The sequence below is a fragment of the Actinobacillus suis ATCC 33415 genome (genome assembly GCF_000739435.1).
GTDB lineage: Bacteria > Pseudomonadota > Gammaproteobacteria > Enterobacterales > Pasteurellaceae > Actinobacillus > Actinobacillus suis.
In genome coordinates, this window is sequence record NZ_CP009159.1 from 387,121 (window position 1) to 407,577 (window position 20,457).

General features: G+C 38.6%; 20 protein-coding genes. 13 read left to right on the forward strand and 7 right to left on the reverse strand.

Annotated features, from left to right (window positions below; genetic code table 11):
- Positions 1-43: 43 nt before the first annotated feature.
- Positions 44-1,585, reverse strand: a complete 1,542-nt coding sequence (gene nhaB / locus ASU1_RS01790) for a sodium/proton antiporter NhaB (protein WP_014991149.1) — start codon at positions 1,583-1,585, stop codon at positions 44-46.
- 175 nt (positions 1,586-1,760) lie between these two features.
- Between nhaB and fadR the strand changes: the two genes are divergently transcribed.
- Together fadR and ASU1_RS01800 are read left to right on the forward strand one after the other, a co-directional pair.
- Positions 1,761-2,489 carry a fatty acid metabolism transcriptional regulator FadR gene (gene fadR / locus ASU1_RS01795; RefSeq protein WP_014991150.1) on the forward strand — a complete coding sequence of 243 codons (729 nt, stop codon included), beginning with the start codon at positions 1,761-1,763 and terminating at the stop codon, positions 2,487-2,489.
- 8 nt (positions 2,490-2,497) lie between these two features.
- A complete protein-coding gene (locus ASU1_RS01800; protein WP_014991151.1) occupies positions 2,498-3,568 on the forward strand; it encodes a PhoH family protein in 1,071 nt (356 codons plus the stop codon).
- A gap of 106 nt (positions 3,569-3,674) precedes the next feature.
- On the opposite strand, the gene tkt is transcribed toward ASU1_RS01800, so the two are convergent.
- Positions 3,675-5,681, reverse strand: a complete 2,007-nt coding sequence (gene tkt / locus ASU1_RS01805) for a transketolase (protein ID WP_014991152.1) — start codon at positions 5,679-5,681, stop codon at positions 3,675-3,677.
- Between the two features lie 379 nt (positions 5,682-6,060).
- Here tkt and rpmE point away from each other — a divergent pair, with 379 nt between their 5' ends.
- Positions 6,061-6,273, forward strand: a complete 213-nt coding sequence (rpmE, locus tag ASU1_RS01810; RefSeq protein ID WP_005597698.1) for a 50S ribosomal protein L31 — start codon at positions 6,061-6,063, stop codon at positions 6,271-6,273.
- Between the two features lie 60 nt (positions 6,274-6,333).
- Here rpmE and ASU1_RS01815 read toward each other — a convergent pair whose 3' ends face one another.
- Positions 6,334-7,395, reverse strand: a complete 1,062-nt coding sequence (locus ASU1_RS01815) for a heptosyltransferase (RefSeq protein ID WP_014991153.1) — start codon at positions 7,393-7,395, stop codon at positions 6,334-6,336.
- 108 nt (positions 7,396-7,503) lie between these two features.
- Here ASU1_RS01815 and ASU1_RS01820 point away from each other — a divergent pair, with 108 nt between their 5' ends.
- From ASU1_RS01820 to ilvY, 3 genes are read left to right on the forward strand one after another with little or no spacing between them, the layout of a single operon-like run.
- Entirely contained in the window at positions 7,504-8,187 is a 684-nt protein-coding gene (locus ASU1_RS01820; protein ID WP_014991154.1) for a glycosyltransferase family 25 protein, read from the forward strand.
- 1 nt (position 8,188) lies between these two features.
- The gene (locus ASU1_RS01825; protein ID WP_014991155.1) at positions 8,189-9,229 is read left to right on the forward strand and encodes a glycosyltransferase family 9 protein; all 1,041 of its coding nucleotides are present in this window, start codon (positions 8,189-8,191) and stop codon (positions 9,227-9,229) included.
- Positions 9,230-10,114: an HTH-type transcriptional activator IlvY gene (ilvY, locus tag ASU1_RS01830; RefSeq protein WP_005623398.1), complete on the forward strand. Its 885-nt coding sequence runs from the start codon at positions 9,230-9,232 to the stop codon at positions 10,112-10,114.
- Positions 10,115-10,180: 66 nt separating this feature from the next.
- On the opposite strand, the gene xthA is transcribed toward ilvY, so the two are convergent.
- Together xthA and ASU1_RS01840 are read right to left on the reverse strand one after the other, a co-directional pair.
- The gene (xthA, locus tag ASU1_RS01835) at positions 10,181-10,984 is read right to left on the reverse strand and encodes an exodeoxyribonuclease III (protein ID WP_014991156.1); all 804 of its coding nucleotides are present in this window, start codon (positions 10,982-10,984) and stop codon (positions 10,181-10,183) included.
- A gap of 88 nt (positions 10,985-11,072) precedes the next feature.
- A complete protein-coding gene (locus tag ASU1_RS01840) occupies positions 11,073-12,449 on the reverse strand; it encodes a Na+/H+ antiporter family protein (protein ID WP_014991157.1) in 1,377 nt (458 codons plus the stop codon).
- 482 nt (positions 12,450-12,931) lie between these two features.
- Between ASU1_RS01840 and ASU1_RS01845 the strand changes: the two genes are divergently transcribed.
- The gene (locus ASU1_RS01845; protein ID WP_014991158.1) at positions 12,932-13,240 is read left to right on the forward strand and encodes a CBU_0592 family membrane protein; all 309 of its coding nucleotides are present in this window, start codon (positions 12,932-12,934) and stop codon (positions 13,238-13,240) included.
- Positions 13,241-13,279: 39 nt separating this feature from the next.
- On the opposite strand, the gene ttcA is transcribed toward ASU1_RS01845, so the two are convergent.
- Both ttcA and yfbV read right to left on the reverse strand, forming a co-directional pair.
- The gene (gene ttcA / locus ASU1_RS01850; protein WP_014991159.1) at positions 13,280-14,233 is read right to left on the reverse strand and encodes a tRNA 2-thiocytidine(32) synthetase TtcA; all 954 of its coding nucleotides are present in this window, start codon (positions 14,231-14,233) and stop codon (positions 13,280-13,282) included.
- A 169-nt stretch (positions 14,234-14,402) separates the two neighbouring features.
- Positions 14,403-14,837 (reverse strand): terminus macrodomain insulation protein YfbV, encoded by a 435-nt coding sequence (yfbV, locus tag ASU1_RS01855; RefSeq protein ID WP_014991160.1) that lies wholly within the window; start codon positions 14,835-14,837, stop codon positions 14,403-14,405.
- Between the two features lie 143 nt (positions 14,838-14,980).
- Between yfbV and ASU1_RS01860 the strand changes: the two genes are divergently transcribed.
- From ASU1_RS01860 to ASU1_RS01885, 6 genes are all read left to right on the forward strand, one after another.
- Complete coding sequence (locus ASU1_RS01860; RefSeq protein WP_014991161.1) at positions 14,981-15,700, forward strand: hypothetical protein; 720 nt, start codon at positions 14,981-14,983, stop codon at positions 15,698-15,700.
- 14 nt (positions 15,701-15,714) lie between these two features.
- Entirely contained in the window at positions 15,715-16,266 is a 552-nt protein-coding gene (locus ASU1_RS01865) for a septation protein A (RefSeq protein ID WP_014991162.1), read from the forward strand.
- Positions 16,253-16,720, forward strand: coding sequence for an acyl-CoA thioester hydrolase YciA (gene yciA / locus ASU1_RS01870; protein WP_014991163.1), 468 nt, complete (start codon positions 16,253-16,255; stop codon positions 16,718-16,720). The genes ASU1_RS01865 and yciA overlap by 14 nt, the downstream gene beginning before the upstream one ends.
- Before the next feature lie 24 nt (positions 16,721-16,744).
- On the forward strand, positions 16,745-17,026 hold the full coding sequence (locus tag ASU1_RS01875; protein ID WP_005623382.1) for a YciI family protein: 282 nt from the start codon (positions 16,745-16,747) through the stop codon (positions 17,024-17,026).
- 72 nt (positions 17,027-17,098) lie between these two features.
- Entirely contained in the window at positions 17,099-19,978 is a 2,880-nt protein-coding gene (gene glnE, locus ASU1_RS01880; RefSeq protein WP_014991164.1) for a bifunctional [glutamate--ammonia ligase]-adenylyl-L-tyrosine phosphorylase/[glutamate--ammonia-ligase] adenylyltransferase, read from the forward strand.
- Positions 19,979-20,072: 94 nt separating this feature from the next.
- Positions 20,073-20,450: a YacL family protein gene (locus tag ASU1_RS01885; protein ID WP_014991165.1), complete on the forward strand. Its 378-nt coding sequence runs from the start codon at positions 20,073-20,075 to the stop codon at positions 20,448-20,450.
- Positions 20,451-20,457 lie beyond the last annotated feature (7 nt).

A 20,457-nucleotide genomic window follows, 5' to 3' on the forward strand; every position in this document is an offset into this window, starting at 1 on the left:
TTCGTAAAAAAATCTCCCTAAAAGTAGGGAGATTTTTTAGCGTTTAGCGACTGATAATCCAGCCCCAATCTGTCATGATTTCTGTAAACGGAGGAAGTAAATATTCCAATGTGAAGAAACCGACAGTCGACAATACGATAGTATAAGGTAATGCCATATACAACATTCTGCCGTATGAGAGTCGGATTAACGGCGCAAACGGTGAAGTGAGCAAGAATAAGAATGCTGCTTGTCCGTTCGGTGTCGCAACAGAAGGTAAGTTCGTACCGGTATTGATTGCCACCGCAATTAAGTCGAATTGTTCACGACCAATAATGCCTGAGGTTAGCGCATTTTTTGCTTCGTTAATATAAACCGTTCCTACGAATACATTGTCGGATACCATAGAAAGTAAACCGTTAAATACATAGAACAAGGCTAATTGAGAATGTGCATCCGCAGAGAGTACGAATTGGATAATCGGTTCAAATAATTTAAGATCCACAATTACCGCAACCACAGTAAAGAATACTACGATTAACGCAGTAAACGGCATTGGTTCTTGGAATGAACGACCGATTACGTGTTCATCTGTGATGCCACAGAATGCCGTACAAATGATGATAATCGTTAAACCAATGATACCAACATCAGCAAGATGGAATGCAAGCCCGATAATTAACCAAATACCGGTAAGCGCTTGAATCCCCATTTTTACACGGTCTTGCTGTGTCATACGCTGTTCTTTTAATAAATTATAACGTGCGAGGACACCCCATACACGACGTGGTAAACGCTCACCGTAACCGAATAATTTAAAGTGTTCTAATGATAAACACGTGATGACACCGAAAAGTAAGACAGGTAAGCTTACCGGTGCAACACGTAAGAAGAATTCAACAAAGCCCCATTCGGCTTGACCTGCAATGATTAAGTTTTGTGGCTCACCTACCATTGTCATTACGCCACCTAATGCACTACCTACAGCCGCATGCATCAACAGACTACGCAAAAATGCTCGGAATTGTTCGAGAATTTGTTTATTGGTAACGATTTTTTCGTCATTAGTAATATCTGTAGAATCCTCAAAGCTATTACCTGAAGCCACTTTATGGTAAACGCCATAAAAGCCAGTACCAACACTAATGATAACCGCAATAACTGTTAGTGCATCTAAGAATGCCGATAAAAATGTGGCACTGAGACAGAAAGCAAGAGAAAGAACTTTTTTAGAATGAATAGCAATAAGTAATTTAGTAAAAACATATAATAACAATTGCTTCATAAAATAAATGCCGGCAACCATAAACATTAACAATAAAATAACGTCAAAGTTTGCCATTATTTCTTCTTTTACATGGTGAGGACTGGTCATGCCGATAATAACTGCCTCAATCGCTAATAAACCTCCGGGCTGAAGCGGGTAACATTTTAGCGCCATTGACAAAGTAAAAATAAACTCGGCAACTAATACCCATCCGGCAACAAAAGGGCTAATAAAGAAAAAGACAAGAGGATTAATAACTAAAAAAGCCAAAATAGCTAATTTATACCATTCCGGCGCTTTACCTAAAAAGCTTTTAAATATAGCGTTCGAGCTATTCATTTAAAGTTCTCCTTGTAAATAAAAAATATAAGCTAATTGTAATCTAGTTTAGATTAAAGGATAATAGCACTTATCCCATATTTCTGTGGGTGTTTTTTGATTTTGGATAAGAATCGTTTCTTTATTTTTATTTTTGCGCCATTTTCGCAAATTATGTTATGGAGGCATAAACATGATGGACAGATCTTATATTTTAAAAGCTCAGAGTCCAGCTGCTCTTGCAGAAGAATATATCGTTAGAAGTATTTGGGATAATAAATTCCCTGCAGGAACAGATTTACCGGCGGAGCGAGAGCTTGCAGACCGTATCGGGGTAACTCGTACAACGTTACGAGAAGTGTTACAACGATTAGCCCGTGACGGTTGGTTACACATTCAACATGGTAAACCGACTCGTGTGAATGATGTTTGGGAAACAGCAGGTCCAAATATTATCAGTACGATTATTAAATTAGACAAATCGTATTTACCCGTCATTATTGCTAACGTGGTTTCATTACGTACCCGTATGGCAGAGTCTTATATCCCCGAAGCCGTCAAATTAAATCCAGAAGAATGTGTTCAGTATTTTGCACAATTAGATTCCTTACAAGATTCGGCTGAAGCATTTGCCAAATTTGACTATACATTATTTAGACAGTTTACTTTTTCGGCAAATAAACCTGTGTACGCCTTGATTTTAAACAGTTTTAAAGGAATGTACCATCAAGTTGCGAGCATTTTCTTTGCAGATCCGGTTTGTCGTCAACTTACTCTTGCTTTTTACCGAGAATTATTAAAAGCCTGTGTAGAGAAAGATGCGGAGAAAGCAGCTAATGCAATGGCTCAAAATCGTCAATCAAGTAGCGAAATTTGGGGCAAACTTTTACAAAGTATCCCAGAAAATTTTGGTGAACTAAAATAGGATATGTTTTGAACGAAATTCTCTTAACTTTAGAACCTCAAAACAATGCACGCCTGCAATCGCTTTGTGGCGCGTTTGATGAACATTTAACTTTAATTGAGAAAAGTTTTAATGTCACTATTGCTCGTAGCGGTTTCTCTTTTTCGATTCAAGCCGATGACGAGAACCATTATTCGGTGACATTAATCCAAAATGCGGCAAAGCTCTTAAAACAGCTTTACATTGATACCGCACCAATTAAAGGTAAAATCAAAGAATTGGATTTGGAAGATATTCATTTAGCTATTCAAGAAAGCCGAATGTTACTTCAAAATCAATGGAATGTTGGGGGACAAGGAGAGATTTCAATCAAAACGAAGCGAGGTGTGATTAAGCCGAGAGGTGAACATCAGCAAGCTTATTTAAGAAATATTCTTAGTCACGATATTAGTTTCGGTATTGGACCAGCTGGCACAGGAAAAACATTTCTTGCCGTTGCTGCCGCAGTAGAATCGCTTGAACGTCAAGAGATTCGCCGAATTTTATTAACTCGTCCGGCAGTTGAGGCAGGTGAAAAACTCGGTTTTTTACCCGGCGATCTTGGGCAAAAAATTGAGCCGTATTTAAGGCCTTTATACGATGCTTTATTTGAAATGTTAGGTTTTGAAAAAGCACAAAAATTAATGGAACGTAATGTGATTGAGATTGCGCCTCTTGCTTATATGCGTGGGCGTACCTTAAACGATGCGTTTATTATTTTAGATGAAAGCCAAAATACTACGACGGAGCAGATGAAAATGTTCTTAACTCGTATTGGTTTTAATTCAAAAGCGGTAATTACAGGGGATGTTACGCAAGTAGATTTACCTCGTAGCCAAAAGTCAGGTTTAAAACACGCAATGGAAGTGTTGAAAGATGTGCCTGATTTAAGTTTTAATTATTTTGATAGCCATGATATTGTCCGTCATCCGGTGGTGGCAAAGATTGTACAGGCTTATGATGTTTGGGAAGCAGAGGATGAACAGCGCCGTGAGCAACGTCGTTTGGAAAAACTTGCTCTAGAACAGCAAAAAATTTTAGAACAAGCAGAACAGTTATAAGAGATAAGCGGTTATTTTGGTAAAAAAATTTGCAAATTTGACCGCTTATTTATTAATAGAAAAAAGGCGAGAAGATTATTCTCGCCTTTTGTGTTTTTAAGTGAAATTATAAAATTTCTTTCGCTTTCGCTACAACATTCTCAACCGTGAAGCCGAATAGTTTGAATAACTGATCAGCCGGTGCAGATTCACCGAAGCTATTCATACCTACGATACGACCTTCAAAGCCAACGTATTTATACCAGAAGTCAGATAATTGTGCTTCGATAGCTACACGTTTTGTTACTGAACGTGGTAACACAGATTCACGATATGCTTCATCTTGTTTATCAAACACATTTGTGCTTGGCATTGAAACCACACGTACTTTTGTACCTTCTGCTGCTAATACATCAGCCGCTTTCATTGCTAAATCAACTTCAGAACCTGTTGCGATAAGAATTAAATCTGGGCAACCGCCTTTTTCACAGCATTCACGTAAGATATAACCACCACGTGCTACATTTGCTAATTGTTCAGCAGTACGTTCTTGTTGAGCAAGGTTTTGACGAGTGAAAATTAATGCACTTGGGCCGTCTTTACGTTCAACCGCTGCTTTCCACGCTACCGCTGATTCTACTTGGTCAGCCGGACGCCATGTTTCTAAGTTTGGAATGAAACGTAGTGATGCGGTTTGTTCTACCGGTTGGTGAGTTGGACCGTCTTCGCCTAAGCCGATAGAATCGTGTGTATACACGAATAATGAACGTTGTTTCATTAATGCCGCCATACGTACCGCATTGTGCGCATATTCATAGAACATTAAGAAGGTTGCGCCGTAAGGAATAAAACCACCGTGTAATGCAATACCGTTCATAATTGCAGACATACCGAATTCACGTACACCATAGTTAATGTAGTTACCGTCAACATTGTGATCCGCACGGATTGGTTTTGAACCAGACCATAAAGTTAAGTTAGAACTTGCTAAGTCTGCAGAACCACCTAAGAATTCAGGTAAGATATGCGCATAAGCTTCAATTGCATTTTGTGATGCTTTACGGCTTGCAATCGCTGCAGGGTTAGCTTGTAATTTTTCGATAAATGCTTTGCTTTCTGCTTCCCAGTTTGCCGGTAAATCGCCAGCCATACGACGTTTAAATTCTGCCGCTAATTCAGGGTGTGCCGCTTCATAAGCCGCAAATTTCGCATTCCATTCTTTTTCTACTACCGCACCTTGTGCTTTAGCATCCCAGTCTGCATAGATTTCTGCCGGAATTTCAAATGGAGCATATTCCCAATTAAGCGCTTGGCGAGTTAATGCGATTTCATCGTTACCTAATGGTGCACCGTGGCAGTCGTGTGATGCCGATTTGTTTGGAGAACCGTAACCGATGATCGTTTTACAGATGATTAATGTTGGGCGATCTGTTTCCGCTTTTGCATTTTCAATCGCAAATTTGATTTGTTCCGCATCATGACCGTCTACATTACGGATAACTTGCCAGCCATAAGCTTCAAAACGTTGTGCCGTATCATCAGAGAACCAACCGTCTACGTGACCATCGATTGAGATATTATTGTCATCATAGAAAGCGATTAACTTACCTAAGCCTAAAGTACCCGCTAGCGAACAAGCTTCATGTGAAATACCTTCCATTAAACAGCCATCACCTAAGAATGCATAAGTGTAGTGGTCAACAATTTGGTGGCCTTCACGGTTAAATTGTGCAGCTAATGTTTTTTCTGCAATCGCCATACCTACAGCATTGGTGATACCTTGACCTAATGGACCAGTAGTGGTTTCAACGCCCGGAGCATAACCATATTCTGGGTGACCAGGGGTTTTAGAATGTAATTGACGGAATTGTTTTAAATCTTCAATTGAAAGATCATAGCCTGTTAAGTGTAATAAGCTATAAATTAACATTGAACCATGGCCGTTTGAAAGTACGAAACGGTCGCGATCAGCCCATTTAGGATTGGTTGGATTGTGCTTTAAAAAGTCGCGCCATAATACCTCAGCGATATCTGCCATACCCATTGGGGCACCCGGGTGACCAGAGTTAGCTTTTTGTACTGCATCCATACTTAAGAAGCGAATTGCATTCGCTAATACTTTACGTTCTGCCATGTGTTTACTCCTAGACAAGAAAGTGACAAAAACTCTATAAATAGATAGATTTAGTTAATGAGATTAATTCTACACTATTTTTGAAGTAATACTCAAAAAATCTCTAGAGAAATCTGTGATCTTCTTCACAAAATATGAGAAAAAGTTGATTGAAAATGATTTGTTTTGATTAAGTTACATAATGGGGATATTTTGTGGAAAATTATGTTAATTGGTAAGGCTGAGTATTGATCTTAATGACTAAATACCATAGAATACGCACTCTTTTTGGCGTCGAGTAAATACTCGGCATATTATTTATTCACATATGGTACTTATCAGCGGATATACGAATGTATAACAAGATAAGTGGCGATATGGCTTCATTAGAGGTTTTCCAATGAAACAAGGTATTCACCCAGAATATACAGAAATTACTGCAACATGTTCATGCGGTAACGTAATCAAAACTCGCTCAACAGTGGGTAAAAACTTAAATCTTGATGTGTGCGGCAACTGCCACCCATTCTATACAGGTAAACAACGTGTTGTTGATACTGGTGGTCGTGTTGAACGTTTCAACAAACGTTTCTCAATCCCAAGCACAAAATAATTTCCGAATTATTGACAAAACCCCGCGTTTGCGGGGTTTTGTTTTTTAAGCACTCTGAATTCAAGCGGTTTGATTTTTAAGTTTTTTTGCAAGTTGCTGATTTAACCATTTACTTGCGTCTTGCAAATTAAATCCCTTAGTTTCATTATTATCATTCGTTACTTTTGTTGCAATAACCATAAAAGAATCAATTTGTGGTTTTGGTCTCGGATGCCAGCGAGCTAAGTTCGCTAAGTGATTGGCATAGAATGATAATAATGGCTTACCATAAGCGCAAGCCATATGAACACCACCGCCATCTACGGCAACCACTATATCTGAAGCATTGACTAATGCGCAGTAATTTAAGGTATTTGTTTGCGGGGAGATTTCCACTGGTACTTTTGTGGTGTTATTTAGTACTTGAAGATATTGTTCACTTGATTTGGTATAAGTGAGTAAAAAAGCAATCTTATCTAAATATTGAGGATCAATATTATTTAATAGACTTGCTAATTCAATAGCTGGAACCTCTCGCATACTTCCTTGTGGATTTAATAACACTCTAATTTTGTCTGTGTTATGCCAATAGGTATCAGCAAGTTCTCTGTATTCGGATGATACCGCTAAAGTATAATCATTAGGCTCTCTGATGAGATATGGAGCTAGTACAGAATGATGTAAGTAATCTGCAATATGTGTATTATTCGGAATTAGCGTAGTAAAGTCATAGTTTTTTACGGTTTCTAATGAATAATGCTTTTTTTTATCTTTACCGAAATTAATAAGAATTTTAGGGTTGAGTAACGAATCTAAAATAATTGATTTAGAGGTAAAGGTAGGCTGAAAATCGAGGTATAAATCCCATTTGCCTCGTTGTATTAAATAATTCAGTGGGCGTTCATCAATTAATTGATCAACAGAATCAGCTTGTGCAAAGAGTTGCTTATTACGCTCCGTAACCAATACGGCTGTTTTTACGTTAGGAAAGGCTTGCTTGATTTGCGCTAAATGGGCAATGTGTACAATAGCATCACCAATGGCATCTCCGATTGGTTTCAGTAGTACACTTTCAATCTCGTTTAATTTCGTTTCATTCGATGCAACTCGTTTGCCAAATAGCGATATGATCAATTTCTTCATTCGTCAATTTCTCCTTTATATGACGAATATAACATATTTCAAAGCTTGAATAATTAGCTTTTTTCCGTAAAATCCATGCGCACATTAATGGATGTATAAGAGAACTCTATGATAGATGATAAAATGCCTATTCCGCCTATTTTTGTTATTAGCTTAGCTAATTCTGTTAGGCGTAAAATAATTTCTGCTCGACTTAACAGTTTAGGATTAGCGTTTGAGTTTATTGATGCAGTAAATGGGCGAGATTTAACAGAAGAACAACTTTCTCAAGTTGATTATGATTTTTACCCTCAGCGTTTTGGAGGGAAACATAGACTGAAGCTGGGTGAAATTGGTTGTGCGATGAGTCATATTAGGGCTTATCAGCACCTTGTGGATAATAATATTAAAGAAGCAATCATTTTAGAAGATGATGCGATAGTTTCTCACTATTTCAGACGTATTGTTGCAGATGCATTACGTAAAGTTCCAAGTAGAAAACAAATTATATTCTTTGACCATGGTAAGGCTAAATATTGGCCGATAACACGTTCTCTTAAAGAAGGTTATAGATTGGTTCGTTATCGTTCGCCTTCTAAAAATTCTAAACGCACAATTATGATTACTACCGGCTATTATCTTACTTTAGGTGGTGCGAAATTATTATTAAAACATGCATACCCAGTAAGAATGCCGTCCGATTCCTTAACCGGTGCACTCCAAATGACAGGGATTAAAGCCTATGGTGTTGAGCCTCCTTGTATTTTTATTAGTCCCGGTTCAGAAATCGATGAAATAGAAAAACGTGGTTAAAATGAGTAAGCTAACATTAAAACAAAAGCTTCGAAGAATCAGGCTCAAATTAGGTAAATTGTTGCTAGATAAAAAAGTAGCATCGAATACTTTAGAAGCGATTCCCAAAAAAATCTTATTCCTTCGCCAAGATGGGAAAATTGGGGATTACATCGTCAGTTCATTTGTATTTCGGGAGATAAAAAAACAATCGCCGGCAACGCATATCGGGGTGGTTTGCTCTCGTAATAATGCTTATTTATTTGAGCATAGTCCTTATATTGACCAATTGTATTTTGTACGTACTAAAAATATTGGCGATTATTTAGCCTGCGGTAAGCAACTGGCAAAAGAACAATATGATGTTGTTATTGATCCTACTGTCACATTACGTAATCGGGATCTACTTTTTTTACGCACGATCAATGCCAAAATGTATATCGGATATGATAAATCAGACTATAAGCTTTTTACGTTAAACGTACAGAATGAACAGCAACATTTTGCTGAGATCTATAAACAGGCACTGGAACTTGCCGGTTTTACCAATATTGATATCCAGTATGATATACCGAGAGATGAAAAGAGTGTGAAAGCTGTACAAGATTATTTATCAGAAAATCAGCTTGAGCATTTTATTACGCTGAATTTGTTTGGTGCAGGATCAGCTCGCCGTTTTAGTGATGAGAAAATGATGGAATTAGTGACTTACCTGTGCAAGGTTAGCACAAAGCCCATCCTTTTACTCACATTTCCTGAAGTGACACCTAAATTGAAGCAGATTGCCGCTCAGCTTGAGAATGTCTTTGTTTATGAAAACACGCAAACTGTGTTCGATACGATTGAACTGATTTATCATTCGGACATATTGATTTCGCCGGATACTTCAACAGTACATATTGCCTCGGGTTTATCTAAGAAAATTATTGGCTTTTATAGTTCGGATGAACAGAATTTTATTCATTGGCATCCGAATAATAAGGCAGAGACTTATGTTTTACACTTTAAGCAAAGTGTGAATGATCTTGATTTTAATCAGATTAAACCGGAATGGTTAAATTAGATGGAATTCCAATCCCTTAAATTGTTTTTAGATATTGCGCAAACCCGAAGTTTTATTCGTTCGGCTGAAAATAATTATATGAGTGCGTCTACACTGACGCGCCATATTCAGCGGATTGAAGAAGAGTTAGGGCAGCCGTTATTTATTCGGGATAACCGACAAGTTCGCTTAACGGAAGCGGGTGAAAAGTTCTTAGTATTTGCGAAACAAAGTTGGTCTGATTGGCAGCAATTACAGCATCAGCTTTCACCGATACAAGGTCAGTTAGAAGGCGAATTAAAAGTGTTCTGTTCGGTAACGGCGGCTTATAGCCATTTACCGCAAATTTTGGAGCATTTTCGTCAGGCACATCCGAAGGTAGAGATTAAGCTGAGTACTGGCGACCCGGCTCAAGCGGTGCATACGGTGCATTCTTTCGAAGCGGATATTTCCTTAACCGGCAAACCGGAGCATTTGCCGAACAGCATTGTGTTTCATTATATTGATGATATTCATCTTTCAGTTATTGCGCCACGGGTGGCGTGTGCAGCAACACAATGTTTACAGCAACAACCGATAGACTGGCAAAATATTCCGTTTATTTTGCCGGTTGACGGGCCGGTTCGAAAGCGAATTGATCGTTGGTTCAAAGAATTAAAAATTAAAGAACCGAAGATTTATGCCACAGTGGCGGGACACGAGGCGATTGTACCGATGGTTGCGTTAGGTTGTGGTGTGGCATTGTTACCGGATGTGGTTATTAAACACAGCCCGATGAATAATCAAATTTCTTATTTGAAATTGCCTAAACCAATATCGCCGTTTGAGCTAGGAATTTGTGTACAAGAGAAAAGGTTACAAGAACCGATTATTAAAGCATTTTGGGAATTGTTACCGAAAGACTAAAAACAACAAGCGGTTAAATTTTAAGAATTTTTTGCAAATTTCTTCCTAAATTTAACCGCTTGTTTTTTATTTAAATACCGCCCAAACCGGTGCGTGATCAGATGGTTTTTCCATTGCACGGATTTCTAGATCAATCCCTGTTTCAACGCAATGTTCCGCTAAGCCTTTTGAAGCAAGCACTAAGTCGATGCGTAAACCGCGATTGTCATCAAATCCTTTCGAACGGTAATCAAACCACGAGAATTTGTCATCCGCGCTTGGATTCATTGCTCGGAAGGTATCAACTAAACCATAGTTATATAAACGATTTAACCATTCACGTTCTTCCGGTAGGAATGAACATTTTCCGTCACGTAACCAACGTTTGCGATTCGGCTCACCGATACCGATATCTAAATCGGTCGGGCTAATATTCATATCACCCATAATCACAATCGGATTCTCTGGAGTCAGTTCAGTTTCTAAATAATGCTGTAAATCGGCGTAGAATTTTTCTTTTGCCGGGAATTTGGTTTCGTGCGCACGATTTTCACCCTGTGGGAAATAGCCGTTTAACACGGTAAGCACACCAAATTCCGTTTCAATATCCGCCATAATCATACGCTTTTGTGCATCAGCCTCATCAGTTGGGAAACCTTTACGTACGGCAAGTGGTTCTTTTTTGGTTAAAAGCGCCACACCGTAGTGTCCTTTTTGCCCGTGATGAAACACATGATAGCCTAAATGATTGACTAAATCCCAAGGGAAATCTTCATCAGCCACTTTGATTTCTTGTAAACCAATAACATCCGGCTGATGCTTTTCAATCAGCGCTTCTAGCTGGTGTGGGCGGGCACGTAACCCATTAATATTAAACGAAATAAACTTCATAAATAAAATCCAAATAGAAACCACGGATAAGGCAAACAAGCGGTCATTTTTTCGCGAAAATTTGCATTACCCGTGGCGTAAGTAAAAATTAGAGCGTCATTGCAGCAATCCAACCGAACACTAGTAACGGAATATTAAAGTGTAAGAAGGTTGGCACAACAGAATCCCAGATATGATCATGTTTCCCATCAGCATTTAAACCTGATGTTGGGCCTAATGTTGAATCAGATGCTGGCGAACCTGCATCACCTAAAGCGGCCGCTACACCTACGATAGCCATAGTCGCTAACGGAGAAAAACCGAATGATACACATAATGGCACGTAAATAGAGGTAATAATCGGCACAGTTGAGAATGATGAGCCGATACCCATCGTAATAAATAAACCGACAATTAACATCAATAACGCAGCCATTTCTTTACTTTGAATCGAACCACGTAATGCTTCAACTAATTCAGGTACTCCACCGGTTGCGTTTACTACACTTGCGAAGCCGGATGCGGCGATCATCACGAAACCAATCATCGCCATTAAACGTAAACCGTCTTGGAATAAATCATTGGTTTGTTTTAGTTTAAATACACCGCCTAATGCAAAAATAATTAAGCCGACTAAACCGCCCATGACAGTTGAGTTAGTAGCTAATTGCACCGAACAAGTTGCGATAATTGCAACAATACTTACACCGATATGGAATGGTTTTACTTTTGCTACGCGGGCAGCAACTTCATCAGCGGTCGGTTCTTTTACATTTTCTACATAAGTACGAGGCTTACGGTAAGAAACAAAAAAGGCAAATAGTAAGCCTAAAATCATACCTGATACAGGAATTGCCATTGCTTTAGTCATTTCTGATGTGGTGGCAACTAAATTGAATGTTTGACCGGCCTGGTTGATATTTTTAACGAGAATACTTTCAATAAAAATTTGTCCGAAACCTGCTGGAATTAGCATATAGGTTGCAGTTAAACCAAAAGTTAATGCGCACGCTACTGCACGACGGTCAATTTTTAATTGATTCATTACGCTTAATAATGGCGGTACTAAAATTGGAATAAAGGCAATATGAATCGGAATTAAGTTTTGTGATGACATTGCAAATGCAGTTAACACAAATAACACGATGTATTTAAACCAAAATATCGAGCGACCGGACGGTTGTTTGCCAAAAGCAGAAATCACTTTATAAGCGAGTAAATCGGTTACGCCGGATTTAGAAAGCGCTACAGCGAAAGCACCAAGAACCGCATAATTCATTGCTGTTTCTGCACCACCGCCTAAACCACCGGTAAATTTTTCGATAGTCTTGGTGAGTGCTTCGAAGAGGCTCATACCAGCAACACCATAGAAACCGATAACGCCACAGGTAAGGGCAGCAATAATTAGCGCAATTACTACGTTAATTCTGAGTAAACTCAAAGCAAGTAATACGATAATTGAGATAACAACTTCGTTAGAGAACATTGTGTTTTACCTTTTTTGTAATAAATTGGAAATAGTCTTTTAATGTAACGTAAAAAATAGACTTGTCGAGTATTTTTTTACAGAATGAATAAAATTGATTTTTCCTTATAAGCACTCACGGTCGCCTTGATAAACAAAACGACTAATTCGTCTATTTTAATAGAGAAAATCGATTAAAAAACACCAGTTTTTGGGGCGGTGGAATGGATGATTGGCTAAAAAATGGTCGATTGAATTAATTCTATAAATAGGGTAAATAAAGAACAGAAAATTTCTGAAAAAGACATATTAGCGTAGCTAAAGGAGAGCAAACGATTACCAAAAATATCTTGGATTTTATTGTGTGAAAACTAGTAGAATAGTAGCGGTTTAAGGGGCTAATTTTTCATTTTATACATACAGAAACTGGGGTATACTCCGTTTCCCTCTCTAAAAAATGTAGGGGAATTTGCCTTTGCAAATTCAATAATAACGGAGGAAAAATGAGTGGTATGTTGAATCTTGGTGCGCTTAACGCATCTCAGCTCGAAATAGTGAATACGTCAGCACATATCGTTGGTTTTATTGGTATGGCGTGTGTCGTATTGGCATTTTGGTTTGTAGTAAGTGAACGCTGGAAGCCAACTTCATTGTCGTATAATATTTTAAACGGCATTGGCGCAGTGTTACTTATTCTGAGCTTGTGTGTGCATTTTAATTTAGGTTCGTTTGTGATTGAAATTTTCTGGATTTCAATCTCTGCAATGGGTATTTATAAAAACCTAACGAGACGTAAATTAGTTGCCGCTTAAAAACGAAAAGAGCAAACGTAAAAGTTTGCTCTTTGTTTTTTATTGAACTTCTTTAAATTGAATCATCCCATTTTCGCTATAGTCAGCTTGTTCGTCTTCATCCTGAATTAACGGTTGATTTGGAATTTCCGCTTTATCAAAAGCAATATCGCCTTCCACACCTTCTAATATTTGACCACGTTTTAACCCTTTAAAATCAAACAGGCTCGGATCACAAAGATGAGAGAGTGTGATGTTCTGCATTGCACTAAACATCGTTTCAATTCGTCCTGGGTATTGACGATCCCAAGTTTGGAGCATTTCTTTTACAACTTGGCGTTGTAAATTCGGCTGAGAGCCACATAGGTTACACGGAATAATCGGGAACTGTTTGGCTTGCGAATATTTTTCGATATCTTTTTCTTTGCAGTACGCTAACGGACGAATCACGATTTGTTTACCATCGTCCGAAATAAGTTTTGGTGGCATAGATTTTAATTTACCGCCGTAAAACATATTTAAGAATAAGGTTTCCAGCATATCGTCACGGTGGTGACCAAGCGCAATTTTCGTTGCACCGAGTTCGGTTGCTGTGCGATATAAAATACCGCGACGTAAACGTGAGCAAAGCGAACAAGTCGTTTTACCTTCCGGAATTTTCTCTTTTACGATGCCGTATGTATTTTCTTCGACAATTTTGTATTCAACACCGATAGATTCTAGATATTCAGGCAAAATGTGTTCTGGAAAGCCAGGTTGCTTTTGATCTAAATTTACCGCCACAATATCGAAGTGAATCGGTGCGCTTAGTTTGAGGTTGAGCAGAATATCCAGTAATGTATAGCTGTCTTTGCCGCCGGATAGGCAAACCATCACTTTATCGCCGTCTTCAATCATATTAAAATCGGCAATTGCATTACCGACATTGCGGCGTAAACGTTTTTGTAATTTATTGAAATTATAGGCAATCTTTTTTTCTTGTTGAGTATTCGTTGATTGAGTATCTTGATTCATAATTGTGAATTTTTAAGTAAATGTTCGGTTCGGTATATGAGATAAAAAAATGAAGTCCGCAATACTAAAGCCTTCAGTATTTTTTGCAAGCATTTCATTTGATGTTTTTGTCGATAGATAAATCTCTATCAGCAAACAGGCGGTCTAATTTTAGCATTTTTTTGCAATTTTAAAGCTTATCAAAATATTCATTGCCCCAAGTTTGTTCGGCAAGTTGCAATAAGTTGGCAAAATCTTGATAAGAGGGCATCGCTTGGTCTTCGACTTTTTTATTTTCATTAATCAGTTTTTGTTTTAATTCTTGATACCAGCCTAATAGTGAAAGTGGTAATGGAGAAGCCGCACGTTTCCCTAACCAATATAAGCCTTGATACGGCAAGCTTAATGCAAATAATGAAGTGATAATTGCATTAGCGAGAATAGATTGGCTCGGATCAGCAAAAAAGTATTGCCATAAAATAGCAAAACAAGCAAAAGCAGGCATAAAGCGAGCGGCTAATTTCACTAATCGGATTAACCGATAATCCGGCATAAACAACCCTAGCTTTTTTTGATTCGGATAAGTGTTAAGGTAACGTTGACCCGCTTGAAATGTTGCATTCATAATGATAACTGTGTACAAAAAAATGATAGAAACAGCATAGCATAAGTTTTATCCATCGAAAACGCACAGATTTTAATGCAGTAACGGCGAACTGTTGCTATACTTTGCAACAATTTTTTTACACCTGTTAGAAGGAACGATAAATGCCAATTAAATTTCCTGACTTATTACAAGATAGTTGGAATTTTATCCGTAATCAACGTATGTTTTCTCTTTATGCAATGCTCTTGTTTTGTATTTTACAGCTGGCAAGTTTATTTCTTATGCCTCGAACGGGAAATGCTCAAGCTCAAAGTACAACGATGACTTTGGCTGATTTATTTCCATTATTATTTATGGGCGTAGCCAATATTTTTATTACAACATTGTTAATTTTAAATATTAAAGCGATTAACAATGCTAATTTCAGTCATTTTTTTCAGAATCTATCAACTACACTTACCAAGTTATTCCCAGTAATTTTGTTGAATATTATTATGGTTCTGCCTCTCTCAGTTGGTATGGCTTTTCAAGTATTTGGTGCACAAACTGGAAATGGTTTAGTCTTGTTGGCTTTTCCGTTAATTATTAGTGGCGCATTTTTATTTATTAAATTGTGTTTATCGGTTTATGCTTATTTAGTAGAAGAGCTACCAAGTGTAGGAGATACAATCCGTTTTACGTGGCAACTAAGCCGAGGTAAGGGCATTGCGTTAGTACTGTTCTGTGTGATTGCTTATTTTGTCCCTCAAATCTTAATGTCATTTGTGAGTCGTTTAGGGGATAATGTGACTGAACTTGTGCTAACTGTGTTTATCAGTTCATTTTTTTCCTTATTCATCACTGTATTTAGCTTCCGTTTTTATCAAGCGTATCGTCAATAGAAGGGTAAGGTAATATGAAACAATTACTTGAATTTATCCCGCTAATTTTGTTTTTTGCGGTTTATAAATTATATGGTGTGCAGCAAGCTGCAATAACATTGGTGATCGCAACGGTCGTTCAATTGATTGCATTACAAGTGCTTTATAAGAAAATAGAAAAATCACAGTGGATTATGGGAATTTCGGTGGTTTTCTTCGGGATTTTGACCGCTTATTTCAATGACTTAAATTTCTTGAAATGGAAAGTCACCATCATTAATGGTCTGTTTGCCGCTGTATTATTAGTCAGCCAATTTGTGTTTAAAAAGCCGATTATTCAGATGCTATTGGGCAAAGAACTCACTTTACCGGCGCAAGTTTGGAATAATCTCAATTTAGGCTGGGCAGTGTTTTTCATTATTTGTATGCTGCTGAATATCGTGATCAGTCATTATTTTTCTGATGATGCATGGGCAACATTTAAAACGTTCGGATTTACGGGGTTGAGTTTAGCTGCTGCAATTGCAACCGGCGCTTATCTTTATCCTCACCTTAAAAACTTGGAGAGTACCAATGAGCAAAAATAAACCTTATGACAGAGAGCCGGAAGGAAAACTGATTTTAAGAACCTTAGCGATGCCTTCCGATACGAATGCAAACGGTGATATTTTCGGTGGCTGGATTATGTCACAAATGGACTTAGGCGGGGCGATTCTTGCTAAAGAGTTGGCTAAAGGCAGAGTAGTTACGGTAACGGTAGATAAAATGATTTTTCACCTTCCGATTTCGGTTGGTGATGTTGTGTGTTGCTACGGTACTCTCGTTAAAGTAGGCCGTTCTTCAATGCAAGTGAAAGTGGAAGTGTTTATTAAGCAGGTTTATGAAGGTGCCCGAGAACGTTTCCGAGTAACAGAAGCTTTATTTACTTATGTTGCAGTAGATAAAGAAGGTAAATCTCGTGCGATTCCACGAGAAAATAACCCGGAATTAGATGAAGCCTTGGCAATTCTTGAACAGCGCTTGATTAATGAAACAAACTAAAAAATAATAACCGGAGGAAGTTATATGTATTACGTAATCTTTGCACAAGATAACCCAAACACATTAGAAAAGCGTATGGAAGTTCGTCCTGCTCACTTAGCTCGTTTAGAAAAATTACAAGTTGAAGGACGTTTATTAACGGCAGGCCCAAATCCAACCGAAGACGGCACTGGCGTAACAGGTTCGACAGTGATTGCTGAATTTGCGTCATTAGCGGATGCGCAAGTATGGGCTTCTGAAGATCCTTATGTAGAAGCCGGCGTTTACGGTGATGTAATCATCAAACCATTTAAAAAAGTGTTTTAATCTCATTTTCTCAATAGGCACAAGCGATTTCGTTTGTGCCTTTTTCTCGTCCAATTTTTGAAAGAGGCATATATGTTTGCTCAAACCGATCTTTCCGAACTCGTGGCGGAATCTTATTTGCAAAATTCTGACAAAATCCGACCGCTTGCTATTGCCATTGGAATGTCGAATTTTGTGAAGCAGACGCTACAAAAGCAACCGCAATTCTTGCAAACGTGGTTAGTGGAATATCCTTCTGTTGCAAATGCTGGCAATTATGCAGAGCGCTTAGCTACCATTTTAGGGCAGGTAAAAGATGAATCCCAGTTATCGCAGGAACTACGTTTATTTCGTCACCGTGAAATGGCGACGCTCAGTTTTCTGCAATCGAATAAACTTGCCAGCGTAGAGTTTGTGTTCGAGCATTTATCCGATTTGGCGGAGACGCTAATTATCGGCGCAAGAGATTGGTTGTTTCAGCGTTGCTGTGAAGAATATGGTACGCCGATGAACTCGCTGGGCGAACAGCAAGAATTGCTGATTTTAGGGATGGGAAAATTAGGTGGACGAGAACTGAATTTTTCCTCAGATATTGATTTGATTTTTACTTATCCGGATGCAGGCGAAACTGTCGGCGGGCGTAAACCGATTGAGAATAGTAAATTCTTTATTCGTTTGGGACAGCGTTTAATTAAAGCGTTAGATGAAATCACGTTAGACGGCTTTGTGTATCGTACCGATATGCGTTTGCGTCCGTTCGGCGACAGCGGAGCGTTAGTGCTAAGTTTTGCCGCAATGGAAGATTACTATCAGGAACAAGGGCGAGATTGGGAACGCTATGCGATGATCAAAGCCAAAATTTTGGGCGAAGATCCACAGAATATTAACCATCGTTATTTGCGCCAAATGTTACGTCCGTTTATGTATCGCCGTTATTTGGATTTCAGTGCGATTCAATCGTTGCGAGAGATGAAGCCAAAAATCAGCCGAGAAGTAGTTCGCCGTAATTTAACCGATAATATTAAATTAGGAGCGGGTGGGATTCGAGAAATTGAATTTATTGTGCAAACTTTCCAAATGGTACGTGGCGGCAGAGATAAAATTCTTCAAGAACGGAGTTTATTGCGTGTGTTGCCTCGCCTCGCCGAATTACAATTACTCACCGAACAGCAAACTCAGCAATTATATGATGCTTATATCTTCCATCGCCAGGTCGAAAACGTGCTGCAAGCGATTGATGATAAGCAAACGCAAACGCTGCCGACCGATGAGCAAGATCGAGCAAGAGTTATGTTTGCTTGCCAATCTTTTTTGCAAAAAAATGCGGAAAATCAACCGCTTGTTGTGGAGCATAACATTCATACTTGGCAAGACTTTTTACAGGTACTGGAACAACATCAGCAAAATGTGCGAGCGGTATTTAATCAAATTATTGGTGAAGAAGAGGATGATGAAGAGTCACCGCTTAATGAAAAATTAGCGGTTTGGCAGGATATTTTACATTATCAAATCAGCGAAGAAGATTTAGCGGCAGTTTTGGTAGATTATCCGGTTAGTGAAAGTGATTACAACGATATTTTTAGACAGCTTTCCAGCACCTTTCAAGATTGGGTGAAACGCCCGATTGGTGTACGAGGTCGGAATGTACTGCGCAAGTTAATGCCTAAAATTTTAGATATGGTGTGCAACAGAGAAGATTATTTAGTGGTATTGCCTCGTCTGCTTAATATCGTAGATAAAATTACCTTGCGAACCACTTATTTGGAACTTTTGCAAGAAAGAGAACAAATCCTACCGCTTCTGATTACCTTGTGCAGTCAATCGATTATGATTGCCGAGCAAATCGCTCGTTATCCGATGTTATTGGACGAGCTCATTATTCAAAACAGTCTTACGCAAGTGTTGGCATTAGAGCAGTATAAAACGGCGTTAAATGATTATTTAATTCGGATTCCGGAAGAAGATGAAGAGGCATTGATTGATGCCCTACGTCAATTTAAACAGAGCCAAATTTTGCATATTGCGGCAGCGGATATTTTAGGCGTATTACCGGTGATGAAAATCAGCGATCACCTTACTTATTTAGCGGAGGCGATTATCGGTGCGGTAGTGAATATGGCGTGGAAATCCTTATCGCAGCGTTTTGGTGTGCCGGATCATTTAACCGATACGGAACAAGGCTTTGCCGTGATTGCTTATGGTAAATTAGGCGGCATTGAGCTTGGCTATAATTCGGATTTAGATTTAGTCTTTTTGCATAACGCACCGCAAGATAGCGAAACGACCGGCGCAAGAAAGTCGATTTCCAGTCACCAGTTTTACTTAAAATTAGCGCAAAAAATTAATTCGATTTTTAACTTAAATACCAGTGCCGGCGTGCTTTATGAAGTGGATATGCGTTTGCGGCCATCAGGCGAAGCAGGTTTATTAGTCAGCACGGTGAGCGCCTATGAGACTTATCAACAAAACGAGGCGTGGACATGGGAATCACAAGCGTTAGTACGTACTCGTTGTGTTTATGGTTCGCAAGAACTGTCGCAAGCCTTTGAACAGATTCGCCGAACAACCTTGGCAATGCCTCGAACAAGCGGTCAATTACGCCAAGAAATTTGCGAAATGCGTTATAAAATGTATCAACATTTAAGCCATAGCGATAACGCCCATTTTGATCTGAAAAAAGATAAAGGCGGTATTACCGACATTGAATTTATCGCACAGTGTTTAGTGTTGGAATATGCTCATCAATATCCGCAAATGGCGGTTTGGTCGGATAATGTTCGTATTTTTGATTCAGCGGTGGAATGCGGTATTTTGTCTTTCGCTGACGGTGAAAGGCTGAAACATTGCTATACGGCGATTCGCAACCGTATTCACCATTTGAATTTATTGCGTAGCCCGAGTGTGGTGAGCCCAGACGAGTTTGTCGAAGAGCGTGCTTTTATAGCGCAAATTTGGCAGCGAATTTTTGGGTAAGGTCAGATAGCGGTTAAATTTGCAAAAAATTTGTAAATTTAACCGCTTGTTTTCCGCTATAATAAGGCAAATTTACCCATTCAAGGAGTTTGCAATGGAATATCAATTCACACATTCAATTCACGGCGTAGTCGCAAAATGTTCAATGGATCACGAAGCATTTGCTCGTTGGTTAAATACAGAGATTGCGGAGAATCCCCAAGAGATAAACAAAGTTTTAGCGGAAATCGACAAGTGTCGTGCAACTTATCCGAATCCTTATGAATATGTTTTGGAAGGTCGAGAATATAGTTTATTTATTGATGCGGATGAAGTGATGGTGAAAGCAAATAATCTGGATGATGCATTCGATGAATCGCAAATGGAAGACGGATTCCAGTTTTATGATCAAGAAAGTATCGCATTTTGTGGTTTAGAGGATTTTGAAAATTTCTTAAAAGCCTATCAAAAGTTTAGCAAAACTTATCACTAATCTTGTT

Excerpts from the sequence above, each read along its gene's own strand:
- yfbV (WP_014991160.1), bottom strand. The coding sequence starts at position 14,837 with ATGAATGCAACATTTCAAGCGGGTCAACGTTACCTTAACACTTATCCG.
- glnE (WP_014991164.1), top strand. The coding sequence starts at position 17,099 with ATGTTTGCTCAAACCGATCTTTCCGAACTCGTGGCGGAATCTTATTTG.
- tkt (WP_014991152.1), bottom strand. The coding sequence starts at position 5,681 with ATGGCAGAACGTAAAGTATTAGCGAATGCAATTCGCTTCTTAAGTATG.
- ASU1_RS01865 (WP_014991162.1), top strand. The coding sequence starts at position 15,715 with ATGAAACAATTACTTGAATTTATCCCGCTAATTTTGTTTTTTGCGGTT.
- ilvY (WP_005623398.1), top strand. The coding sequence starts at position 9,230 with ATGGAATTCCAATCCCTTAAATTGTTTTTAGATATTGCGCAAACCCGA.
- xthA (WP_014991156.1), bottom strand. The coding sequence starts at position 10,984 with ATGAAGTTTATTTCGTTTAATATTAATGGGTTACGTGCCCGCCCACAC.
- ASU1_RS01875 (WP_005623382.1), top strand. The coding sequence starts at position 16,745 with ATGTATTACGTAATCTTTGCACAAGATAACCCAAACACATTAGAAAAG.
- ASU1_RS01820 (WP_014991154.1), top strand. The coding sequence starts at position 7,504 with ATGATAGATGATAAAATGCCTATTCCGCCTATTTTTGTTATTAGCTTA.
- ASU1_RS01840 (WP_014991157.1), bottom strand. The coding sequence starts at position 12,449 with ATGTTCTCTAACGAAGTTGTTATCTCAATTATCGTATTACTTGCTTTG.
- yciA (WP_014991163.1), top strand. The coding sequence starts at position 16,253 with ATGAGCAAAAATAAACCTTATGACAGAGAGCCGGAAGGAAAACTGATT.
- ASU1_RS01845 (WP_014991158.1), top strand. The coding sequence starts at position 12,932 with ATGAGTGGTATGTTGAATCTTGGTGCGCTTAACGCATCTCAGCTCGAA.
- nhaB (WP_014991149.1), bottom strand. The coding sequence starts at position 1,585 with ATGAATAGCTCGAACGCTATATTTAAAAGCTTTTTAGGTAAAGCGCCG.
- rpmE (WP_005597698.1), top strand. The coding sequence starts at position 6,061 with ATGAAACAAGGTATTCACCCAGAATATACAGAAATTACTGCAACATGT.
- ASU1_RS01825 (WP_014991155.1), top strand. The coding sequence starts at position 8,189 with ATGAGTAAGCTAACATTAAAACAAAAGCTTCGAAGAATCAGGCTCAAA.
- ASU1_RS01815 (WP_014991153.1), bottom strand. The coding sequence starts at position 7,395 with ATGAAGAAATTGATCATATCGCTATTTGGCAAACGAGTTGCATCGAAT.
- ASU1_RS01885 (WP_014991165.1), top strand. The coding sequence starts at position 20,073 with ATGGAATATCAATTCACACATTCAATTCACGGCGTAGTCGCAAAATGT.
- ttcA (WP_014991159.1), bottom strand. The coding sequence starts at position 14,233 with ATGAATCAAGATACTCAATCAACGAATACTCAACAAGAAAAAAAGATT.
- fadR (WP_014991150.1), top strand. The coding sequence starts at position 1,761 with ATGGACAGATCTTATATTTTAAAAGCTCAGAGTCCAGCTGCTCTTGCA.
- ASU1_RS01860 (WP_014991161.1), top strand. The coding sequence starts at position 14,981 with ATGCCAATTAAATTTCCTGACTTATTACAAGATAGTTGGAATTTTATC.